The 22,706-nt window shown below is 50.0% G+C and carries 24 protein-coding genes; 9 read left to right on the top strand and 15 right to left on the bottom strand.

Going from position 1 to position 22,706, the window contains the following annotated elements:
* Window positions 1–30: 30 nt before the first annotated feature.
* The 14 genes from copC to frmR form a co-directional block, all read right to left on the bottom strand.
* The gene (copC, locus tag HA49_RS16015) at window positions 31–405 is read right to left on the bottom strand and encodes a copper homeostasis periplasmic binding protein CopC (protein WP_038023920.1); all 375 of its coding nucleotides are present in this window, start codon (window positions 403–405) and stop codon (window positions 31–33) included.
* 301 nt (window positions 406–706) lie between these two features.
* Entirely contained in the window at window positions 707–1,138 is a 432-nt protein-coding gene (locus HA49_RS21020) for a DUF2946 domain-containing protein (protein ID WP_156994681.1), read from the bottom strand.
* 209 nt (window positions 1,139–1,347) lie between these two features.
* Window positions 1,348–2,637 (bottom strand): TonB-dependent receptor, encoded by a 1,290-nt coding sequence (locus tag HA49_RS16005; RefSeq protein WP_245610224.1) that lies wholly within the window; start codon window positions 2,635–2,637, stop codon window positions 1,348–1,350.
* Between the two features lie 72 nt (window positions 2,638–2,709).
* Window positions 2,710–4,092 (bottom strand): 8-oxoguanine deaminase, encoded by a 1,383-nt coding sequence (locus tag HA49_RS16000; RefSeq protein ID WP_046791877.1) that lies wholly within the window; start codon window positions 4,090–4,092, stop codon window positions 2,710–2,712.
* Window positions 4,085–5,488 (bottom strand): uracil-xanthine permease family protein, encoded by a 1,404-nt coding sequence (locus HA49_RS15995; RefSeq protein ID WP_038023690.1) that lies wholly within the window; start codon window positions 5,486–5,488, stop codon window positions 4,085–4,087. Before HA49_RS15995 ends, HA49_RS16000 begins: the two co-directional genes overlap by 8 nt.
* 500 nt (window positions 5,489–5,988) lie before the next feature.
* Entirely contained in the window at window positions 5,989–6,603 is a 615-nt protein-coding gene (locus tag HA49_RS15990) for a cupin domain-containing protein (RefSeq protein ID WP_084706444.1), read from the bottom strand.
* Between the two features lie 50 nt (window positions 6,604–6,653).
* Complete coding sequence (locus HA49_RS15985; RefSeq protein WP_038023689.1) at window positions 6,654–7,352, bottom strand: DUF1989 domain-containing protein; 699 nt, start codon at window positions 7,350–7,352, stop codon at window positions 6,654–6,656.
* Complete coding sequence (locus HA49_RS15980) at window positions 7,349–8,608, bottom strand: M20 family metallo-hydrolase (RefSeq protein ID WP_038023687.1); 1,260 nt, start codon at window positions 8,606–8,608, stop codon at window positions 7,349–7,351. The genes HA49_RS15985 and HA49_RS15980 overlap by 4 nt, the downstream gene beginning before the upstream one ends.
* Window positions 8,605–9,417, bottom strand: a complete 813-nt coding sequence (locus HA49_RS15975) for an amino acid ABC transporter ATP-binding protein (protein ID WP_038023685.1) — start codon at window positions 9,415–9,417, stop codon at window positions 8,605–8,607. The genes HA49_RS15980 and HA49_RS15975 overlap by 4 nt, the downstream gene beginning before the upstream one ends.
* A gap of 4 nt (window positions 9,418–9,421) precedes the next feature.
* The gene (locus HA49_RS15970) at window positions 9,422–10,069 is read right to left on the bottom strand and encodes an amino acid ABC transporter permease (protein WP_038023682.1); all 648 of its coding nucleotides are present in this window, start codon (window positions 10,067–10,069) and stop codon (window positions 9,422–9,424) included.
* Window positions 10,066–10,725: an amino acid ABC transporter permease gene (locus tag HA49_RS15965; protein ID WP_038023681.1), complete on the bottom strand. Its 660-nt coding sequence runs from the start codon at window positions 10,723–10,725 to the stop codon at window positions 10,066–10,068. The genes HA49_RS15970 and HA49_RS15965 overlap by 4 nt, the downstream gene beginning before the upstream one ends.
* An 11-nt stretch (window positions 10,726–10,736) precedes the next feature.
* The gene (locus tag HA49_RS15960; protein ID WP_038023679.1) at window positions 10,737–11,591 is read right to left on the bottom strand and encodes a transporter substrate-binding domain-containing protein; all 855 of its coding nucleotides are present in this window, start codon (window positions 11,589–11,591) and stop codon (window positions 10,737–10,739) included.
* A 271-nt stretch (window positions 11,592–11,862) separates the two neighbouring features.
* The gene (locus HA49_RS15955; RefSeq protein WP_038023677.1) at window positions 11,863–12,972 is read right to left on the bottom strand and encodes an S-(hydroxymethyl)glutathione dehydrogenase/class III alcohol dehydrogenase; all 1,110 of its coding nucleotides are present in this window, start codon (window positions 12,970–12,972) and stop codon (window positions 11,863–11,865) included.
* A 32-nt stretch (window positions 12,973–13,004) separates the two neighbouring features.
* A complete protein-coding gene (gene frmR, locus HA49_RS15950; RefSeq protein WP_038023675.1) occupies window positions 13,005–13,280 on the bottom strand; it encodes a formaldehyde-responsive transcriptional repressor FrmR in 276 nt (91 codons plus the stop codon).
* Window positions 13,281–13,615: 335 nt separating this feature from the next.
* On the opposite strand from frmR, the gene HA49_RS15945 reads away from it, so the two are divergent.
* The 9 genes from HA49_RS15945 (at window position 13,616) to HA49_RS15910 (ending at window position 22,256) form a co-directional block, all read left to right on the top strand.
* Window positions 13,616–15,520 carry a beta-glucoside-specific PTS transporter subunit IIABC gene (locus tag HA49_RS15945; RefSeq protein ID WP_038023671.1) on the top strand — a complete coding sequence of 635 codons (1,905 nt, stop codon included), beginning with the start codon at window positions 13,616–13,618 and terminating at the stop codon, window positions 15,518–15,520.
* Window positions 15,507–16,919 (top strand): glycoside hydrolase family 1 protein, encoded by a 1,413-nt coding sequence (locus HA49_RS15940; RefSeq protein ID WP_038023669.1) that lies wholly within the window; start codon window positions 15,507–15,509, stop codon window positions 16,917–16,919. The genes HA49_RS15945 and HA49_RS15940 overlap by 14 nt, the downstream gene beginning before the upstream one ends.
* Window positions 16,920–16,928: 9 nt before the next feature.
* Window positions 16,929–17,792 (top strand): PRD domain-containing protein, encoded by an 864-nt coding sequence (locus HA49_RS15935; protein ID WP_038023668.1) that lies wholly within the window; start codon window positions 16,929–16,931, stop codon window positions 17,790–17,792.
* Between the two features lie 536 nt (window positions 17,793–18,328).
* The gene (locus HA49_RS15930; RefSeq protein ID WP_038023665.1) at window positions 18,329–19,273 is read left to right on the top strand and encodes an LLM class flavin-dependent oxidoreductase; all 945 of its coding nucleotides are present in this window, start codon (window positions 18,329–18,331) and stop codon (window positions 19,271–19,273) included.
* Window positions 19,273–19,779 carry an ATP-binding cassette domain-containing protein gene (locus HA49_RS15925; RefSeq protein WP_245610223.1) on the top strand — a complete coding sequence of 169 codons (507 nt, stop codon included), beginning with the start codon at window positions 19,273–19,275 and terminating at the stop codon, window positions 19,777–19,779. The genes HA49_RS15930 and HA49_RS15925 overlap by 1 nt, the downstream gene beginning before the upstream one ends.
* Window positions 19,754–20,026, top strand: a complete 273-nt coding sequence (locus HA49_RS21875; protein ID WP_245610222.1) for an ATP-binding cassette domain-containing protein — start codon at window positions 19,754–19,756, stop codon at window positions 20,024–20,026. Before HA49_RS15925 ends, HA49_RS21875 begins: the two co-directional genes overlap by 26 nt.
* On the top strand, window positions 19,983–20,702 hold the full coding sequence (locus HA49_RS15920) for an ABC transporter permease subunit (protein WP_169748782.1): 720 nt from the start codon (window positions 19,983–19,985) through the stop codon (window positions 20,700–20,702). Before HA49_RS21875 ends, HA49_RS15920 begins: the two co-directional genes overlap by 44 nt.
* A 1-nt stretch (window position 20,703) precedes the next feature.
* Window positions 20,704–21,399 carry an amino acid ABC transporter permease gene (locus tag HA49_RS15915; protein WP_052752532.1) on the top strand — a complete coding sequence of 232 codons (696 nt, stop codon included), beginning with the start codon at window positions 20,704–20,706 and terminating at the stop codon, window positions 21,397–21,399.
* Window positions 21,400–21,416: 17 nt separating this feature from the next.
* The gene (locus HA49_RS15910; protein WP_038023660.1) at window positions 21,417–22,256 is read left to right on the top strand and encodes a transporter substrate-binding domain-containing protein; all 840 of its coding nucleotides are present in this window, start codon (window positions 21,417–21,419) and stop codon (window positions 22,254–22,256) included.
* A 47-nt stretch (window positions 22,257–22,303) separates the two neighbouring features.
* On the opposite strand, the gene HA49_RS15905 is transcribed toward HA49_RS15910, so the two are convergent.
* On the bottom strand, window positions 22,304–22,570 hold the full coding sequence (locus tag HA49_RS15905) for a hypothetical protein (RefSeq protein ID WP_038023658.1): 267 nt from the start codon (window positions 22,568–22,570) through the stop codon (window positions 22,304–22,306).
* Window positions 22,571–22,706 lie beyond the last annotated feature (136 nt).

Raw genomic sequence — 22,706 nt, 5'->3', positions numbered from 1 at the left:
CGGTATCCTCTGATACCGGCATCACAGGGCTTACTTCACAGTGAAAGTATAACTGCCTTTGGTTTTATGCCCGTCGACAGACAGTGCATGCCAGTCAACCTGATATTTCCCATGGCTCAGCGGCTGAGTCACCGGCACAATCAGGGTACTTTTCGCGTTATCTTCCACGCTGGCTTTACCGGTCGCCACCTGCCTGCCATCGGCCTGTGACAGAGTGATGCCGGTAAAGGCCGCTTCTAAATCTTCAGAAAAATGCAGTGTTAAATGGTCAGGTGAGACCGAAACTTCACTCTGTTGTGCCGGCTCGGCAGAGGTCAGATGAGCATGTGCCAGCGCCTGCTGACTGAGTAACGCACAGCCCAGTAAAGATAACGCTGCAACGATATTTTTTGCTGAAAAAGACATAATCATTCCTTGTGAGTCGCCGGTCATTGACTGACCTGCGTAAATTAACAATATATTTCGGGGGACGCGCCTGATGGCAATGAATAATTTATTCCCGAAGACTGAAAACCAGACCTGTGGCCATAATGACAACAGTGAATAGTTATTCTGAAAATAGATAAATGTCCGATCCTGATGATGAGGAATAATCACGGAAATAACCGTCTTTTATTTAAGACGTAATTATTCCTGAGCGAATGCACATATTATTTACCTACAGCAAAATAATCTGCCGTTCATCCTCAGAGACAGAACAGGAAATTCAGCAGCAGAGGGGAGGACCCCGGGGTTGAAGATCGCCGGTGAATAAACGAACCGGCAGGGCGTAATGTCGCCTGGCGGGTGGGGCGCGACGCAACAGTAAACTGAACCAGCACAGGAAGACCATCATTGCCAGCAGTACCGGCATATGCAGCAGCATCACGCAGTATCCACAGGCAATATCATCCATTCCCGACATTGGGTCAACAGCCGGAGCAGAGTGGGGTGCGGCATGTTTCTCCATGACCATATGCGAGGTCACAGACATGCCCGGCATTGCCACCTCAGAAGAAGCAGAGATACTGGCAGTGGGTGTGGCGGAGGAGTTTTGTAATGAACGGGATATTTCCGGGGCAATAAACAACATCAGTATTGCCAGGATGGCAATAACTGCAGGAAGTTTAGTGTGCGATAACCGGATAAGAAATGACAAATGACAATTCCATTAGGTCCCCGTTAATAATAGCGCTAGTGTAATCTTTTTTTTGTCTGGTTGTTAAGTCCGTTGTTATTTTATTTAAAATTAATTTCGCCATTGCTTTTCCGGAAGGTGGCTAAAGGGGAATGGCTGACGGCGGCGAAATCAGAGATTTTCGAAGAGAGCAGGAAAAACAACGGGTGCAGGCACCCGCCGTAAATACATCAGAAATCGTATTGCAGAGTGACGCGGTTCTGCCAGAAATCTTTCTTGTACAGTGGGGAAGTCTGCACCCCGAGGAAATCATTCAGGCTCAGCCCCTTCAGCACGCCGTCAAAGTTCCAGACACCGTAGACCAGATATTCTGACTGACGCAGGCTACCGGAAGCGGCCGGCGGGGTCAGATCCATCCAGGTATAACGGGTACCGACGGTCAGATTCTGATTGTAGTTATAGTTCAGGCTGGTCGACCAGGCGTTGCCATTTCCCAGATCCTGGGTACTGGTAAAGAACGGTTGTGCAAAGTAAGGGCCTGATGAGGCGTTATGTGCGTACGGGGTGACCAGCGCGTACTGATAGCTGTTAGCATTATTCGACAGGTAATCATAACCCAGCTTCCAGTTCAATTGTGGCGTCAGGTTCAGGGATAACTGCCAGCCAATGCTCTGGCTGTTCACCGGACCCGCCAGATCTTTACCGTTGCCGGTACCACGAATATATTGCACCCCGAAATCCGGGGTCATGGCGACGTTATTCCAGCTGGCATGACCTTCGGTATAGAAAATATTGGTGTAGTCGCGATAGCTTTCGTACCAGGCCACGCCATTCAGATGAGTGCTGCCGGCATCCAGGTGATGTCCGGCGCCCAGCGACCACATACCTGCCGTTTTATCGGTCGTGTTATAGGCGGTATAACGGCCCTGAGTATCGGAGCCCCAGGGTTTGTAGCGGAAAACTTTAGTCGCGCGCAGGAAGTCTTCGCCCTGACCATATTCCATATCCACCGCCTGATAAATGATCGGGGTGATACGCCAGTCATAGTTACCCAGGAAAGGTAAATCCAGCTGCTGGTTACCGCCGGTTATGCGGAAATCATCCCCTTTCCACTGTAACCAGGCTTCACCGATATTGGTCTGGTTTTCTCCCAGTTCGCTAACGGTCTGGTCCGCACTGCCGTGATCAATACCACGGACAAACAGTCCACTGACACCCATGTTAAAACCGTCATAAGGCGCCGTTTCATATTTCAGGAAACCCCCGTAGCTGACGGTGTCCTGGTTATAGTGAGAGACAAAATAGGCATTGTGTGTGGAATAGTAGAGAGAACGGATACTGCCACTGACCTTGCCTTTGGTGAAAATTTCACTGAAATCGTTGGCAGTTTGCGGGTTACCATCATCGGCGACGGCCTGTGCCATCACCGGTAACAGACAGGCGGCCAGTAATCCGCCACCTATCGCTTTTTGCCAGCCGGCACGGTGCGGTGTATTGCTATCATTAGTTATTTTTTTCATCAGTCATTCCCGTTTATTTGCCACATTACTTTTATGCGGGGGCAGTCAATGCCGCCCCGCTGTTTTATAGTGTTATGCCATGAGCAGTTGCTTTGCTGCCTGACGGTGACGGGCAATCAATGCCTCGGTATCCAGCCCGACAATCCTGCCGTCGGTAACCCGCCATGTGCCGCCAATCATCACCCGGTCCGCCTGTTCCGCACCGCATAGCAGTAAAGCTGCCAGTGGATCATGACTGCCGCTGAAGCGCAAATCATCCAGCCGGTACAGGGCAATATCTGCCTGTTTACCGACCGACAACTGTCCGATATCGCTGCGCCCCAGGGCTTTCGCCCCCCCGAGGGTAGCCCAGCGCAGGATCAGTTCCGGGGTAATGTCTCTGGCCCCGTAACGTAAACGCTGCAGATACAGCGTCTGGCGGGCTTCGTACATCATGTTGGAGGCATCGTTTGAGGCCGATCCATCAACGCCCAGGCTTATCACCGCACCGGCCTGTTCCAGTTCCAGCGTTCTGCAGATACCGGAAGCGAGGCGCATATTAGAGACCGGACAATGGCATATCGCGCAGCCGGCAGCTCCCAGACGTTCAATTTCCTGTTGATTGAAGTGAATACCGTGAGCAAGCCAGGTCCGGTGACTTAACCAGCCCACCGAATCCAGATAATCAACGGTACGCAAACCGAAGCGTTTCAGACAAAACTCTTCTTCATCCAGCGTTTCGGCCAGATGGGTATGTAAACGGACGTCCAGAGCTTCAGCCATTTCTGCGCTGGCGCGCATGATATCAGTGGTGACCGAAAAAGGAGAGCATGGCGCTAAGGCAATCTGAATCTGTGCGCCGTCACCACGCTGATGATAACGTTTAATCAGGCGTTCACTGTCCGCCAGAATATCTTCCGCAGTCTGAACCGTATGCTCCGGAGGCAGACCACCGGAGGCCTGGCCGAGGCTCATCGAACCCCGGGTCAGCATGGCCCGCATTCCCATGCGGCTGACCACTTCAGCTTCAATATCGATGGCATCTTCCATTCCCTGAGGGAACAGATAGTGGTGGTCGCTGGTGGTGGTACAACCTGAGAGTAACAACTCCGCCATCGCCACTTCGGTCGCCAGAGCCAGTGCCTCTGGCGTCAGTTTTGCCCAGACCGGATATAACTGTTGCAGCCAGGGAAACAGCGGCTCACTGACCACCGGTCCCCAGGCCCGGGTCAGGGTCTGATAAAAATGATGGTGAGTGTTTACCAACCCGGGGAGCACCACGTGTTCACGGGCATCAAACACTTCATCACAGGGTTGCGACGGCTGCTGTCCAGCGGCCAGCACTTCACTGATAGTATTTCCGGTGATCACCAGGCCACCGCTGGCCTGTTGGTCGCTGGCAGTAAAGCAGGCCAGTGGCTGTTTAATCCAAATCCTGCGCCCGGAGGTGCCGGAAACCGGGTGCTGTTCAGACATGCGTTTCTCCTGAAATTGAACTGCTGCTTTCATTATGAGTGTGAGTATTTACTTCGGGTTTATGCTTTGAGCGTGGCAGTACCAGGTTCAGCAGAATCGCAAGGATACCGCCGCTGGTGACCGCGCTCTGTAGCAGGGTGCGGATAAAGGCCGGTAGCTCTTTGATCACATCCGGCTGGGCCTCAATTCCCAGACCGACACCAAACGAGATGGCAATAATCAGCATGCCGCGGTTATCGATGGTCTCGCGGGTCATAATCCGAATCCCTGCGGCGACGACGTTGCCAAACATCACCAGTGTGGCACCGCCAAGCACCGGAGGTGGCAACTGCTCCAGCACATGGCTGAACATCGGGAACAGGCCGAGCAGCACAAAGATGCCGCCAATCCAGAAGCCCGCGTAACGGCTGGCAACCTGCGTCATCTGAATCACGCCGTTGTTCTGGGCAAATGTGGTATTCGGGAAAGAGGAGAAAGCGGCGGCCAGGATGCAACTGACACCGTCACCGAGGATTCCACCCTTGATACGTTTTTCAAATTCAGGGCCTTCAACCGGCTGTTTTGACAGCATACAGTTGGCTGTCAGGTCGCCCACGGCTTCGATTATCGAAATCAGTGAGACCAGGGCGATTGGAATAAACACACTCAGGTTAAACGCCACACCGAAACGGAACGGGACCGGCACGGTCAGTAACTGCCCGCCGGAGGAAAATTGCGGATGGAAAGAACCGGTCAGCCAGGCGGCCACACTACCCACGACAATCCCGGTCACAATCCCGGATAGTCTAAGCCAGGGGGAGCGGCTACAGTTCATCAGCACAATTACAATCAGAGTCAGCGCGCCCAGCCCCAGGTTACGCGGAGAACCGAAATCTGCTGCACCGAAACCGCCGCCCCAGTCACTGATGCTGACTTTAATCAGACTGATACCGATCAGCACAATCACGCTGCCGGTCACCAGCGGGGTCAGCAGCCGTGAAAAGGTATGGATAAAGCGGCTGACGATCAGCGGGATAATCGCTGCCACCAGGTTGCAACCAAAGATCATGGCCAGAATCTGCTCCGGAGTTCCCCCCTGGCCTTTGATCATCATCCCGCCGGAAATAATCACTCCCAGAAATGCAAAGCTGGTGCCCTGCAGACAAATCATCCCCGCCCCGATGGAAAAGAAACGTCCGGCCTGCAGGATGGTCCCCAGACCGGAGGCAAATAATGACATGCTAATCAGATAGGGCATGTAGGCATTCAGCCCCAGCGTAGAACCTATGATCAAAGGCGGGGTGATAATACCGACGATACTGGCCAGCATGTGCTGAATAGCGGTAAAAATCGCGGGGACGGTCGGTATCTTCTCATTCAGGCCATATAACAGCCCGGTTTCATGGGTTTTATTCATCGGGTTCGCTCCGGGGGGAAACTAAAGTTTCCTATCCAAAGCAATAATCAGGCCATCCCTGGCCCACTGTGGGGCTGATATCGACCCGTGCTGGCTAAACTACGACGAATTAAGGAAAATTTTTTACAAACTGCCTTAGTGAAACAACAGACTCATAATTTCCTGATTTGTCGTTTTTTGGTTCATGGAGTTTTATGTGTGCACTAAAATAATGCTTTTGCACCGTGACTTAGCGTAACGGGATGACGATAAAACAACAGGCAACAGACGGGTGAGCGGGTTATCCGGGGAGGTAACCTGTTTAAAGTTATAGAAATAATGATTTCTATCAGCACCCGTATAACAGGAGAGTGGCGTCAACGCTTACGTGGAGATGAAACTACAGGCCGCATAGCTGCAGTAAAATGATCTGAATGTTTCAGGTGCGCAGTCATTCTGTCACCTGAAAACATCCGGCTGTGGCAAGCTGAAGACCAGACAAACCGGCCGATTACCCGATGTCAGAAGGTGACGGGGGTATTAACCCATAGTACCTGTGCCTCTTCATCCCCGTGGTTATGATAGCCGTGAGGAATATGGCTGGGAAAGTGGAATGAATCGCCGGCAGACAGCGAATAGCTTTTGTCACCCAGAATCAGTTCAATACTCCCTGTTAATACATAGCCCATCTCTTCACCCTGATGTTCAATCAGCCCGTCACTGCGGGTGTCAGGCGCTATAATATGGATGTTTCCCTGTAATAACATTCCCTTACGTGAAGGCGTCAGCCGTTCCAACTCAATCCCTCCGCCTTTATTGCGTTTGACAAACCGGGTTCGGGAACGTTTTGATGCCGTTTGTACGGGTTCTTCCTGTTCCCAGGTTTCGGCAGTCAGATCTGAAATATTGGTATTCAGTGCCCGTGCCAGACGGTGAAGCATCGCCAGCGACGGTGAAGCAGCATCGTGTTCGAGTTTGGAAATCAGACTCTCAGAACATCCAGCCTGTACTGCGACTTGTTTGAGTGTCAGTTCTGCAACCAGTCGGGCATGTTTCAGCCGTCCTCCCAGCCCTGGCAGGCTGGCGGAATTCCCTGAAGCTGCATTCTGCGTGGTTTTTTTTTCAGTATTAGCCATCAGTACTCTCTGGAATGAAAAACGACCTCATCATGAGGCCGTCAGCAGTATCAGTCATTGACCACGAAATGCACATCGACCGGATTGAGGTCATTGATTGGCACAATGTCCTGAGGGCAGGCGGACATCACTACCACACAATCCATCGTGGCACGAATCTGTACATAATCGCCTGGTTTTGACACCGGCGGCAACCAGTCAACAGTGTAATCCGGTTTTACCGGGATATTCATCCATAAGTTAAAGGGTTGAGGAACTTCTCTGGCACGCAGGCCGATAGCGTTTAACGCCATCCGCATATTGTCAGCACAGCTGTCGTGGTAGCCTTCAACACCGAGGTTAGTATAACGATACAAATCACAGGCTGCCATCAGGGTATCGTGAATACCTGGCGAGGTGTCGGCAATCAGTTCACCAATCGGCCGGCGCTGGTTAGTCACCAGGGCATCGCCAGGCTTAGGAATGATTTTATCGATAAACGCGCGGGCGTGTTCCATCGACAGAAATTCGCTCATATCCTCTGTATTAAACATCCATGTGTCACAGACCTGAGTCCCGTGGGTATTGGTGATAGTGATCACCTGGCCTTTTTTCAGTTTCACTGCCCGTCCACAACGTGCTGGCACAGTATAGGTTTTGCCGGTTTCCGGGGTGCCATCGGCCGAAATGGGTTGTTCCAGCGTTGCGTTATGGCCTAATGAGGTGCCGTTATCTTTATGGCAGCAGGCTGGGTAAGTGGTGTCGTTCATAAAATCTCCGGTGTTTCAGATTGATTAGCAAGTTCGGCCAGACACCAGGCAAGGACCCGGGTGCCGGCGGTGAGATCCGCAGGCTCAGTAAATTCTGCGGGGTTGTGGCTGATACCGTCCCGGCTCGGCACAAAGATCATTCCGGTCGGGCAATGGGCGGCCAGGTACATCGCATCGTGAAATGCTCCGGACCGCAGCGGAATAAAGGGTTGGTTCAGGGCCTGGCAGGCGGCGGTTACGGTCGAGACAATCGCCTCAGGGAACTGTACCGGTGGGTGAATAAAGCCGGCAGTCGCCTGACAATAATCAGGCAAACATTCTTTCAGTTGCTGATCGAAAGCCTCCAGTACGGTCGGGTCTGCATGCCGAAAGTCAACGCTAAAGGTCACTCTGGCAGGAATAGTATTGATAGCATTGGGTTCGACCTGCCAGCGGCCAAAGGTGATCCGTAATTCGCTGCCGGCCAGCGCATCACCCAGTTGACGGAGCTGTTCAGTCGCAGTCATCGCCAGTGACATGGCATCGCGACGCAGGTGCATGGGAGTGGTGCCTGCGTGTGCGGCACTTCCTTCACAAATGACCTGGTACCAGCGCACGCCCTGAATACCGGTGACAGCCCCCAGGCTGATGCCTGCCTTTTCCAGCACCGGGCCTTGTTCAATGTGCAGCTCCAGGAAAGCGGACATCGGTATTGGCGCACGGTGTGGCAGCCCGGGGAACGCCTGATGATGATCGGTCAATGCTTGCTGCAAAGTCACCTGATCCGCATCGGTGGCCTGCAGATAGTGTGACAGACGTTCAGGATAGACAAACGCACTGGATCCCATCGCCCCCGGAGAGAAACGGCTGCCTTCTTCATTCATCCAGACCGCAACTTCTACCGGGCGTAAGGTGGTGATGCCGGCATCATTCAGTGCGGCAATGCACTCTAATCCGGCCATCACTCCCAGACAGCCATCGTACTTTCCGCCGCTCGGCTGGGTGTCGGTATGGCTGCCGGTGACGACCGGCGGCAAGTCTGAGGTCCCGGGGCGGCGAAAAAACAGATTGGCACTGTCATCGGTAAACACGCTACAGCCCAACGATTCGGCCTGCCCGATCAGCCAGCGCCTTGCCTGCAGGTCCAGTACTGACAGTGCCTGGCGGTTGACCCCGCCATCAGCTGTGGCGCCAAAGCGGGCCAACTGTTCCAGCGAGTCCACCAGGCGCTGTTGGTTAATCGCCATTGCCAGTTTACCGGCACAGGAGTTGCTCATGACACCAGTTCCTTGTTATCAGAAAAATTAAGACTGCGGTTAAACCAGGGGCGCAGAAACGTTTGTAAGCGTTCTGTCTCAGGGGCATGGAACAATTTTTGAGGCGGACCGGTTTCGATAATTTTTCCCGCCTCCATAAATACCACCTGACTGGAGATTTTGGCGGCAAAACTCATCTCATGGGTGACCATCACCATGGTCATCCCGGCACTGGCCAGTGATGAAATGACCTGCAATACCTCTTCCACCAGTTCAGGGTCGAGGGCAGAGGTCGGTTCATCCAGCAGCATCAGCTGTGGCTCGACTGCCAGTGCCCGTGCGATACCAACCCGCTGTTGCTGGCCGCCAGATAAGCGTGCCGGATAAGCGGACATTTTCTGCCGCATTCCGACTCTGTCGAGAGCCGCCGTCGCCAGATTCCGGGCCTCATGTTTTTCAATATTCTTCCCCAGTACCAGTGGAGCCATGACATTCTCCAGCACCGTCATATGGGGCCACAGATTGAACTGCTGAAAGACCATCGATAACGGGCGGCGGACTTCAGCAATAGCGGCAGGGCTGTCCTGATACTTCGCCCCGCGTTGAGTACTGCTGTAGCCGAGTAACTGGCCGGCAATAATCACTTCACCTTCATCATAGGTCTCAAGAAAATTCATACAGCGCAGGGCGGTGGTTTTTCCTGACCCTGAAGGGCCTATCAGCGAAACAATTTCACCAGGCATCACCTGCAGACTGATATCACTGAGCACACGATGTGAGCCGTAAGATTTACCCACGGAGCGTAGCTCCAGAAGCGGAAGGGTTGTCATACGATCATCCTTTGAGATAACGGTTGGTTCGCTGTGCGGCGAAACGAAAAATAACAGTGACACTCTGCGTCAGGAACCAATAGCTCAGTACCAGCAGGGTGTAGGGCACCACATAAGAAAAGGTGTCACTGACAATCTGGCCTGCGGTCATGGTCAGTTCAGGCACGGTAATAATCGAGGCGACAGCGCTCTCTTTAATGGTCAGAATGACCTGGTTGCCGAGCAATGGCAGGCAAAAACTGAACGCCTGTGGTGCCTGGATATGCCAGAAAATCCGCCGGTCAGCGATACCGTGGACACGAGCGGCCTCGATGTGGCCCGCCGGGACGGTATTCCATGCGGTACGGAACAGCTCGGCAAAATATGCCGCACTGTATAAAGCCAGAGACAGGATGGTGGCCTGTACCGCACTGAGGGTGATACCTATTACCGCCAGACCAAAATAGGCGACAAACAGCTGAGCCAGATAGGGCGTACCCCGGATAATCCAGATGTAAAAGCGGTAGGGCAGTATGAACCCGGGCAGGGTAAGCCGCAGAGCATTCAGCCCAAATCCCAATAATCCGCCCAGCAATGCTGCCGCCAGGCTTATCTGTAAGGTCACCAGCAAAGCGTGGACAAACAGCGGTAAATCGGTGAGATAAGCATTCACTGATAGCGCTCCTTCCAGCGTTTTTCCAGCAGCGATGCGGCTGTCGACAGCAAACTGGTCAGCAGCAGATAGAAAACTGCAGTCACCAGATAAACCTCCAGTGGCCGGTAAGTCTGAGAGACCAGTTGCTGGCCGACGCGCATTAAGTCTGTGACCGAGACGACGGAAACCACGGCCGAGACTTTAATCACATCGATTAATTCTGACACCAGGGCGCTAAGGGTTAAGCGTAACACCTGAGGCAGTTGGATTTTGCACAGTACTCTGAATCGGCTGATACCAAAGATGGCGGCAGCTTCAAGCTGACCCTTCGGTATAGCATCAAACCCGCTGCGCAGAATCTGTGACTGATAGGCTGAAGTATTCATCGCCAGCACAATAATGGCGGCTATACTGCCGGGAATATCCAGTCCCAGAGCGGTAGGCAGGTAGAAGCACAACAGCAATTGAGCCAGCAAGGGCGTACCGCGGAAGAAACTGCAATAAACGCCACAGAAGGCCTGCAGCCCTTTATGCCGCGACTGACTGAGCTGGCAGAGCAGCACCGCCAACACAAAGCCAATAGCCATTCCTGCCACACACAACGTCAGCGTGACCATTGCGCCGTGGCGTAATTGCGGGATATACATCACCAGCCGTTGAATAAAATCAGTCATCAGTGCCGGCCTTAGATTTTCGGTACCGGCATTGGGCCTTGCGGCAGTTGGGTGGTAAAGCCAAACCATTTCTGTTGCAGACGAGTCATGGTGCCGTCTTTTTCTGCCCTGGCGATACCGTCGCTGAAGAAGGTGACCAGAGACTGGCTGTCAGCATCTTTACGTCCTACCCAACCGAAGTAGGTTTTCGGTCCCAGCATTTCCGGCAGGGTCGCGAACACGCCAGGCCGCGCTTTGATTAACGGACCAAGATTAGCCAGGGACTGGGCGACTCCGTCCAGCCGGTGGGTCGCCAGATCCGCATAAGCTTCGTCAAAACTGACATACTGGCGGATTTCTTTTATGCCCGGTTTACCTTCGCTTTTCAGATGCTGGTTGTAGTCCTGCAGAATCTGCAACTGACCGGATCCCGCCTGTGAACCCACCACTTTACCACTCAGGTCCTCCGGGGACTTGATAGAACTGTCATCATTGCGTTTAAGCAATGCCACCGTGGATTCAGCAATGGCTGAAGAGAAGGCAAAATTATCCATCCGCTGCTTGTTCACTGTCACCGCAGTCACAACAAAATCGAACTTTTTCGCGTCCAGACCCGGCAAAATACTCTGGAAAGGCAGATCCAGTTGTTTCACTTTGACACCCGGCAGTTGCTTCAGGATGTAGTTCATCAGATCGACATCGAAACCCACGATCTTGCCATCGACTACCGATTCAAAGGGTGCATAGCGCGCCTCAGTGGCGATGGTGATTTGTTTATTTTGTTTAATTCTTGCCAGTAAATCTTCGGCATGTGCCGCGGCAGATGCCGCCAGTAAGGCACATGAAACAACAGCGGCAGTCGTCAGTCTCAGTCGTGGAAATCGCATGTTTTTACTCTCCGGTGGCTCTGTCCAGTTATTGATTTAAATTCAAGTTACTTGAATGAAATTAAATAAGCATGAATCATGCCAGGATCGTTTTTTATTTTATTGATTATAAATCAGTGGGTTGATTATTGTGTGGGCAAACAGGGATCGGCGATCGCACCGTCAGTACGCAATCAACAAGGGAATGCATCAGCAGAGTGCAGAGGGACAGGAGGGGGAGCAGGAAAAATGCGGATAAACCAGAAATCCCCCTCCGCGGAGGGGGAACGCATCAGAAATTAATCACCGTACGGATGGATTTACCTTCGTGCATCAGGTCAAAGGCATCATTAATTTTATCCAGACCCATGGTGTGAGTCACAAACGGAGCCAGCTCAATTTTTCCTTTCATTGAATCTTCTACCATACCTGGCAGCTGTGAACGGCCTTTGACGCCCCCAAATGCAGTCCCTTTCCAGACACGCCCTGTCACCAGCTGGAACGGACGGGTTGAAATTTCCTGACCGGCACCGGCAACACCGATAATCACCGATTGCCCCCAGCCACGGTGTGCGCTTTCCAGTGCGGCGCGCATAACATTGACATTACCGATACATTCAAAGGTATGGTCAACACCCCATTTGGTCATTTCGACAATCACCTGCTGAATCGGCTTATCGTAGTCATTGGGATTGATAAAGTCGGTGGCACCAAACTGTTTGGCCAGCGCAAATTTTTCCGGGTTGGTATCAATGGCAAAAATACGGCCGGCTTTTGCCTGACGGGCCCCCTGAACGGCAGCCAGACCAATTCCGCCAAGGCCGAAAATCGCCACGGAATCGCCTTCCTGAACTTTAGCCGTGTTATGCACCGCACCGATACCGGTGGTGACACCGCAGCCCAGCAGGCAGACATGTTCATGGTTGGCTTCAGGGTTAATTTTTGCCAGTGACACTTCTGCCACTACGGTGTATTCACTGAATGTTGAACAACCCATATAGTGGTACAGCGGCTGACCATTGTAAGAAAAACGTGAGGTTCCGTCTGGCATCACTCCTTTCCCCTGGGTTTCACGCACGGCAACACAGAGGTTAGTTTTACCTGACTTACAGAAATCGCATTCACCACATTCAGCGGTATACAACGGAATAACATGGTCGCCGACGCTGACACTGGTCACACCTTCTCCCAGTTCAACGACCACACCGGCGCCTTCGTGTCCCAGAACAACCGGGAACAATCCTTCCGGATCACTGCCGGACAGAGTAAACGCATCGGTATGGCAGACACCACTGTGGGTAATTTTGATCAGCACTTCCCCTTTTTTAGGCGGAGCAACATCAATTTCAACAATTTCCAGCGGTTTTCCGGGGCCGAAAGCGACCGCAGCACGTGATTTCATAATGGGTATCCTTAATTCATGGTAAAGGGTCGCTATTTCAGATAAGCGCGAACCAGATCGATAGTATCGTTTACCGAGGTATTGAGTTGCTGGCTGTCTGTATCAGAACCGTCAAACGTTTCTCTGATATGACTCTCCAGCACTTCGGCCATCAGGCCATTAACTGCACCGCGCACCGCCGCAATCTGCTGCAGTATGGCCCGGCATTCTGCACCTTCATCCAGCGCACGTTCCAGAGCATCAATTTGCCCCCGGATGCGTCTGACACGGGTCAGAGTCTTCTTTTTTGCTTCAGGAGTAGACGGCATAGGTCAGTTTCTCAGTCGGGTGACGCAGTCAATATACTATATGGGAGTATAGTATAGGAAGAGTTTTTGTTGCGGGAAATGTTAAGGCAACCTCTCTGGCCTTTGCTTTAGTCGGATTTTTGCTGTGAATCTATAACGTTATGCTATGTGACTTAGATCACGTTTTTAATTTCTGTGAATTGCCAGTCGGTGAAGGCTAAAGAATACTCAGCTCAGAAATTAATCTTATTGCGGCGTGTTACTGCATTCGCAGGCAAGACCAAAATAGACATGTTTCCCGTTTTAGGGAGCATTGCTGTTTTGGTCTTTTTTTTTGCTTAAATGTGAGAAAAACAATGAATAACAATGAATTATCGGAAGGGATAATCAGGGAGGTTGGTGGTGAGACCAATATTCGTACGCTGACCCATTGTGCCACGCGACTGCGGATGGAGTTTAATCAGCGCAACCGGGTTAACCCGCCAGCTATCGAACAGTTACCAGGCGTGATTAGTGTTGTCGATAAAGGAGGGCAGTTTCAGATTGTTATTGGGAATGATGTTCAGAGGGTATTCTCGGCCATTCAGAAAAAACGTAATGCCAGCCAGCCGGATGCCACGCAGAGTGAAGATGAGGTTAAGGATAGCCCACATCAGAATATAATGAGCCGGATCATCAGTGTAATCTCTACCACGTTCACCCCGGTGATCCCTGCTATCACCGGGGCTGGGATGATAAAAGCATTACTGGTCATTCTGACTCTCACGGGAGTCTTATCTTCTGACAGCAGTAGCTACCAGTTACTGAATATTATTGCGGATGCAGCTTTCTTCTTTCTGCCGGTGTTACTGGCCTACGGTGCCTCTGTCAAATTTGAATGTAGCCCGATTCTGGCCATGACCGTGGCCGGTGTATTATTACATCCCGGCATTGCACAGATGATGGCATCAGGCAAACCCGTGGATTTCCTGGGGATCAAAGTCTTGCTGGCTGATTATTCCGGGTCGGTTTTGCCCATCATTTTGACTGTCTGGCTAATGTCATGGATAGAACGTTTTGCTGAAAAATATTCCCCTTCAATCATTAAGTTTTTCATTAAACCTATGATTGTTCTTATTTTTTCTGCTCCGCTGGCTTTGGTGGTGGTAGGACCCTTAGGCATCTTTCTGAATGATATGGTCGCGTCTGCCGCGGCGGTTATTGACCAGCATGCCCGCTGGTTAATTCCGATGCTGATGGGGGGACTACAACCGTTCCTTGTCATTACCGGAACAGCATGGGCAATGACGCCAATAGCGACAGGTCAGTTGAGTAAAAATGGTTTTGAGATGATCAATGGTCCGGGAATGCTGGCGTCAAATATCGCACAAGGTGCGGCAACTCTCTGTGTGGCACTGAAAACCAAAAATAGTGGGTTACGCCAGCTGGCTTCCTCTGCCGGATTTACTGCCCTGATGGGAATTACTGAGCCATCGTTATACGGGGTCACGCTTCGACTAAAAAGACCGTTGATAGCTGCGATGATTGGTGGTGGTTGTGCCGGGATTTATGCCGGCCTGAGTGGACTGGTACGATATGCGTTTGTTTCTCCGGGACTGGCGGCATTACCAGCGTTTATCGGTGCCAATCCAATGAACATTGTCCATGCATTAATTACCTGTCTGATTGCGCTGGTAGTGACTTTTATACTGACCTGGATATTGGGTTTCGAAGACAGCGTCTTGTCTGTGCCTGAAACAACAGCCACTGTTGCGCCCTTAACCTCTGAAACTCCGGAGGATGATGAGCTGCGTGTATTCAGCCCACTTCAGGGAGAAGTTAAACCTTTGTCGGCGGTGAATGATGATGTGTTTTCCGGAGGCCTGTTAGGCAATGGTGTGGCCATTGAACCGCAGGAGGGGATACTCCGTGCGCCTTTCAACGGTAAAATCCAGATGTTTTTACCTTCCCGGCATGCGGTGGGTATTCTGCATGAAAGTGGCCTCGAACTGCTGATTCATATCGGTATTGATACTGTGAATCTGCAGGGAAAATATTTTGATTCTGATTTGCAGCCAGGCGACGAGGTGAGTCGGGGGGATGTGTTGGTCCGCTTTGATACCGAAGCTATCAGAGCTGCCGGGTACGATTTAATCACCCCGGTCGTTGTGGTGAACAGTGATGACTATTCACTGCAAGATTGCCTTGAAACGGGAGCAGTAGAGTTCGGGGAGGTTTTGATGACGCTGACTGGCAGGGGAAAAGATCATGCAATATCGTAAAACGACAGAGTTTCCGGACGATTTTCTCTGGGGAGCATCAACGGCTGCTTATCAGGTTGAAGGTAACGGGGGAGGAAAAGGCCCGTCGGTTGTGGATATGTTACTGCACCCGCCAGGGACCGCCGATTTTTCAGTCGCCAGTGATCATTATCATCGTATGGAAGAGGATGTTGCTTTATTCGCCGAGCTTGGCCTGAAAGCCTACCGCTTCTCGATAGCCTGGTCCCGCGTCCTCCCTGTTGGACGGGATGTGCTGAATCCTGAAGGAGTTGCCTTCTATCATCGCTTAATTGATGCCTTACTGGAGGCTGGTATTACGCCAATAGTGACTATGTACCACTTTGATTTGCCGCAGGCCCTGGAAGATGAAGGTGGCTGGCTGAACCGTTCAACCATCGATGCATTTGTTGACTACGCCGAAATATTGTTTCGCGAATACGGCCATAAAGTGAAGTACTGGCTCACCATCAACGAACAGAATACGATGATCCTGCATCCCGGCGCTATCGGGTTACCGCCAGGTAAATCATTGCCGGACAAAAAAACACTCTATCAGCAAAGCCATCATATGCTGGTGGCTCAGGCCCGGGTCTTTGCGCTATGTCACCAGTTGTGTCCACAATCCAGTATCGGGCCAGCAATCAATACCACTTCTATGTACCAGGAAAGCTGTCGGCCAGAAGATGCCATTGCTGCCCATAACTGGGAAACATTACGTTGCTGGAGTTTCCTGGATGTTGCGGTGCTTGGGCGTTATAACGCGCTCAGCTGGTCTTATCTTGTAGACAGGGAAATTGCACCGGAGATGTCAGAAGAGGATCCGGAAATTTTAGCGGCGGCAAAACCCGATTTTGTGGCGATTAACTATTATTCGACGGCCACTATCGCTGCCAGTCAGGGAGACAACAGTGATATTTCAGCACGGGCCGGGGACCAGCAGATTATGCTGGGAGAACCCGGGGTTTATCGGGCAGCAGAAAATCCGTTTGTCGGTAAAACGCCTTATGGTTGGGTGATAGATCCTGTGGGGTTACGCCTGACATTACGTAAAGTCTTTGAGCGGTACGGTTTGCCTGTGATTATCACCGAAAACGGTATGGGTGCGAGAGACGTGCTGGAGGACGGCGACCGTATTAATGACGATTATCGTATCGATTTTTACCGGCAGCATATTGAGCAAATGAAACTGGCCATCGCGGATGGTGTAAAGCTGTTTGGCTACTGTCCGTGGGCCGCCATTGATGTAGTCAGCACACATCAGGGTTATGCCAAACGCTACGGATTCATCTATGTCGACAGAGGGGAGCAGGAACTTCGATCTCTGCGTCGTATTCGTAAGCGCAGTTTTACATGGTATCGTGGCGTTATCGCCAGAAATGGCCGAATGTCCACGGAATAAGTTGATGCTATGAAAGTTGGAAAGGTATTGAATAATAGTCTTATTCTGACCAGGGATGACGACAACCGTGAACTGATCGTCATGGGGAAAGGGCTGGGATTTAACAGTCGGCCAGGCGATGACATTATCGATGACAAAATTGAAAAGCGGTTTGTGGTACAGGAAAATGTTCGCGGGAAGGATTATCTGCAGATGGTTGCCAGTTTGCCGGAGGATATTCTGCAAATGGCGGAGCACGTATTATCAGTGGCCGACCAGCAACTGGAAAATAAAGTTCGCAGTCAGATATTATTCACCCTGGCAGATCATCTGGCTTTTGCGGTTGAACGTCACCGGCAGGGCATTGTGATACAGAACCGCTTATTGCATGAAGTGCAGCGCTTTTACCCGGCACAGTATCAGGCCGCCCGACAGGCACTGGATACCATTAACCTGCAGTACGGACTCACTCTTCCGGATGAGGAAGCCGGTAATATTGCTTTCCATTTGGTGAACGGGCAAAGCGACGGGGATGATGTGGGTAAGGCAATGCAGTCAGTTAAAATGCTGAAAGATATTTTCACTCTTGTTCAGTATCATTTTCAGATCACTCCTGACTACGAATCTTTAAATTATTCACGATTTCTGACCCATATACGTTTTTTTATACAGCGTCTGCAAGGAGAGCAATCCCGCTCCCTGAATAAAAATCCTTTAACCTCGCAACTGGCTCGTCAGTATCCTGATGTGTACCGGTGTACCTTATTAATCTGTGAATATGTGAAAACTCAGAGGCAAACTGAATTGTCTGAAGATGAACAACTCTGGCTAATGGTGCATTTAGTCCGGCTTTCCGGAGAAGGCAGACAGGAGGATTCCTCAGACAGTGACTGAGCAGACCGGAGGATGCAGATTCTGGGTTATTGTCTTTGTCTTCTGACCAGAGCGCATATAAAACAGGCTTGAGATAAAACCTCGTCGGGAAGTCGCGAGGAGAAATGGTCGTGTTGAGTAAAATTTCTTAACCGGGGGCTGTTCGATAATTGTTCAGCAGAACCCGCAATATACTTTTCTTTCTCAATCCTTGCGGTGATTTTCTGTATAATTTTCAATCATCAGATTTTACAACTTCTCTGGAATGAGGTCTTTGTTTTTATCCTGAATTAACAATTTATTTTAAATAAATACAAAATGAATACATATCGGCTTTCGGAGTAAATAAAGAATTTGGGATAAATAAATCAGCAATAATTAAATATTTTTCTAAAGCTAAAAAAAGCATATCGATAGATAAATTGGTTGTATAGCGGCAGATTGCGGCTAACTTTTAATGCTGATATTTTTAAAAAAGGAAAATTAATAATGAAATAATTTATGGTACGGTTATGTCTTTAGTCAGCTAAAAAAAACAGTTAGGCTTTCTCACCCGTCTGCTGGATGATACTTCCGCACAGCAACGTTACCAGATTGCATTAGATCAAATTATTCTCGCGGAAAAGCTGGGATACGATAATGCCTGGATAGCACAACACCACTTTGACCGTGAAGAAGGTGGCTTACCTTCCCCCTTTGTCCTGCTGTCGGCGGCTGGTCAGGTCACCAATAACATCACTCTCGGTACCGCAGTGATTACCCTGTCATTTGAAAACCCACTGCGGGTGATTGAAGACGCTACCGTTCTGAATTTACTGCATAACCAGCGGCTGGAACTGGGTTTGGGTAGCGGAGCAACGGATGCCACGTTTAAAGGCTTCGGCTTACAGGCCGCGAATCGTCGCAAGATCTTTGGCGATAACTTTGCAAGGTTACAGGAGATACTGCGTAACAAACAGCAACTCTATCCGGCACCAAACAATCTGCAGCCGAAAACCTGGCTGGCGACGTTTTCTGAGCAGGGGGCGGCTCAGGCAGGGGCCGCCGGGTACGGCCTGATGCTATCCCGCACCCAGCCAAGGGTGGCCGGAGGAGAGACCTCGTTACTGGCTATTCAGCACCGGATTATTGACAGTTACCTGGCTGCATTACCGGCAGGAACGGAACCCCGAATTATGGTATCCCGCACTGTCCTGGTGGTCGATGAGCATAGCGAGGGCCAGCACTGGTTAGATGGATTTATCAAAAGGTTCGACGAGAAATATGCCGATCCGGCCAGTCAGGATTACTGTGCGCTGAATGAATTTGCTACCATCAAAGATGCTTATTATGGCACCCCGCAGCAGGTGGGGCGCTTGCTGGCAGAAGACAGTGTGCTGGAGCGTGCTACCCATATCGCCTTCCAGTCGCATACTATCGAACCTGATTATCGGCTGAGTAACCGTTCACTGGAGCTGTTAATTGATGTGGTTGCGAAAGATCTTGGCTGGAGAGACGAATAATGTCGCAGGAATCGATTTTTTCTGCCCGTAATCTTTCGAAAAAAATAGGTCATGCAGAGATTCTCAGCCAGGTCTCGCTGGAAGCAACGCGGGGCGAAATAATTACCCTGATTGGTCCGAGTGGTTCCGGGAAAACAACGCTGCTGAGAACCCTGAATTTATTAGCTCCGGCTGACAGCGGTACCCTGGATATTTCAGGAACGGTGATTGATTTTGGTCGTTATAACAAAAAACAGGAAAGTGATATCAGAAAGAAAACGGGTATGGTTTTTCAAAACTATAATCTGTTTAATAATCTGACAGCTTTGCAAAACGTGACTGAAGGCATTATCTACGGTAAGAAAATAGCGGCGGCTCAGGCAAAAGATATTGCGGTTAAATATTTAACCGAAGTGGGGCTGGCGGATAAAGCCGGCGAATATCCGCGTAATTTATCCGGGGGGGCAGAAGCAGCGTGTAGGCATTGCCAGGGCGCTGGCTTTGCAACCCGAAATTCTGCTGCTTGATGAACCCACATCGGCACTGGACCCTGAAAATATTGGTGGCGTTTTACAGCTTATCCGCAAAATTGCTGCTGCGGGTCAGACCATGATTATCTCTACCCATGAATTCTCTTTTGCCGAAAAAATCTCCGGCAAGGTGGTGTTTATGGAAGGCGGGAAAATTATTGAATCTGACACGCCACAAGTGATTTTCCATGCGGCGAATAATGAACGTACCCGCAATTTTGTCGATAAAGTCACACATTACTAATATGAACACCTTCAGCGACGTTTTTATTAAGTTATTGTCCGGGATGGGAACCACGCTTGAAATCATCCTGTTTTCAGTGCTGACGGGTGCTGTTCTCGGACTGGTACTGCTGGCACTAAGATCCAGTGGTGCGGCGGGACGCTGGCTATATGGCCTGTATACCGGAGTGATGAGAGCCTCACCTATTCCCATCGTGATCCTGCTGTTTTATTTTGGTGGTAAATTCCTGTTGCAGAAAGCCGGAGCCGATATCACGGCTATCCGTGACATCTGGTATGCCATCGGGGCGATTGCGGCGATTGCCGGAGCCTATTTTGCCGAAATTATCCGCTCGGGAATTCAGTCGGTTGACAGCGGGCAGGCAGAAGCCATTGCTGCCAGTAATATTCCGCCACTGACAGGGTTCCTCAGAATCATTTTACCGCAGGCCTGTGTGATTTCGGTGGGAAGCTTTGCCAACCTTTTGATCACTATTGTAAAAATGACTTCAGTCGTGAATCTGGTGGGGATTAATGATGTATTCGGTCTGGCGAAGCGAATTTCGAATGCCAGTTATGGAATGCTGCAAATTCAGTCTTTTATAAGCACGCTGCTGATTTACTGGTTGCTCAGTATGATCATCTCTGGTGTGCTAAAAATTCTGGAAAATAAATACCAGATCATTACGGGTAAATAGCATGGATAAGACATTTTTATTCACCTCCACGCCATTTATCCTTAGCGGATTAGGCGAAACGCTGCAAATCATTGTGTTGTCATTGTTATTTTCGCTGATTGCCGGCGGGGTGGTCTGCCTGATTAGCCTGAAGGTAAAACACCGTGCCTTACAGCAGCTGATTTTCCTATATCTGTCACTGACCCGTTCCATACCGGTCATTGTTCTGATGTACATGGTATTTTACACCCTGCCATATCTGTTGGTGGCGTTATTTAACCTGGTGGGTATTCACGGAATATCGGCCTGGAAACTGAAACTCCCCCAGAATGTTGCGGCTATTGCTTCACTCGTATTTGTCTATTCCGGTTATTTTTCGGAGTTCTTTCGCTCTGCCTGGAGCTCCGTGGACAGCGGCCAGTGGGAAGCCGCCAAGGCTGTGAATCTGCCACCGTTCAGCAGTTTCCGGCGAATTATTTTTCCGCAGATGATGGTCGCCAACAGCCCGGCATTCTGTAACGTGGTAATGGATTTGATTAAAGACTCGGCATTAGCTTCTACTATTGGAGTGATTGATGTGGTGGCTAAATCAAATATTGTTTCAGCCCAGACATTTAATTATGTCGAATCCTACCTGATCGTATATATCCTGTTTGTCGGGCTGGGGTTGTTATTTGCTAAAGCTATCGATCTTATTATTAAAAAAACACTGATATAATATTAAAAGGAATACTCATGTCATTTAAAAAATCACTGGCAGGTGCCCTGATAGTTTCCGGGCTGGCATTATCATCGTTTGCATCTCTTGCTCAGGCAGCCGTGCAACAGGTCAATGTCGCGCTGGACAGCAATAACTATCCATTCTCTTATGTGGATGAGAACGGAGCCATTTCCGGCTATGATGGCGAACTGTTAAAAATTATTCAGAAGAAATTGCCAGAATATAAATTTAGCTACAGCACGGTGTCTCAGGATGCAATTCTGACCGGACTGAAAACCGGGGCTTACGATCTTTCAGCAAACCATTTTTATCTGAACAAAGATCGTGCGAAAAGCTTTGATTATTCGCATCAGCCTACAGGGATCAGCGATTTAAGGCTAATCGTCAGAAAAGACGATAACAGTATTAACTCTCTGGACGATATTGCGACTAAGCATAAAAAACTGAACCCAATTAATGTCAATGATGCCCGTTATACGGTGATTGAACAGTACAACAAGGCACATGCGGCCACCCCGATTACGCTGACCCCTTCCGGAGAAGAGTCGGCCCTGGATATGTTCCGTTCGGTAGATTCGGGGGAATATGATGCTGCTATCTATCCTATCGGCGGGTATCTGTCACTTATTAAGAAAGTGCCGTTGAATATCAAAGCATCTGCCAGCGTTGGATTGTTCCCGACCGTTGTACTGTACAAGAAAGGGGAAGACCCGGCTCTGATCAGCAAGATTGATAATATCCTCACCTCGCTGAAACAAGACGGTACGCTGGCAAAACTGTCTGAGAAGTGGTATCAGGAGAATGTTTATACTTTACCGGGTGCGGATAAAGTCGTGGTGAAAAACGATCTTTAATTTGACTGAATACTTTCAGGGCACCGCCAGTGCCCTGATAACCACGATTAACTTTCCTGTTCGCTGTGGTTTACCGAAATTTCCAGATCCTGAATCACGGATTCTGTCTCATCCAGTAATTTCCCTTGCTGATTCAGTAAGGTATTAATCCGTTCAGCCAGTTCTTTATCTTCATATTCACCGGTATCAAAAGCCAGCCAGTGTGCCGATAAAGTTTCGGTATTGGTCTGTGCATAATGGCGTATTTCTTTTAGCTGTGAAATAACATCACGAAGAAAATCAACTTTAGTTTTTGTGTTTTCTGAATCACTCATTATTCACCTCGGTTAATGTGATTTTTCACTATTAAGCCTGGCATAGGTTATATTTTTCGCCTTAAGAAAATTCTAATAGTTATATTTTTTATGTTTTTTTTTTTTTTTGTTAAGGATTATTTGTCGGTAAATTACT

It is taken from the genome of Tatumella morbirosei (assembly GCF_000757425.2).
GTDB lineage: Bacteria > Pseudomonadota > Gammaproteobacteria > Enterobacterales > Enterobacteriaceae > Tatumella > Tatumella morbirosei.
This window is presented reverse-complemented; position numbering and strand designations above follow the sequence as displayed.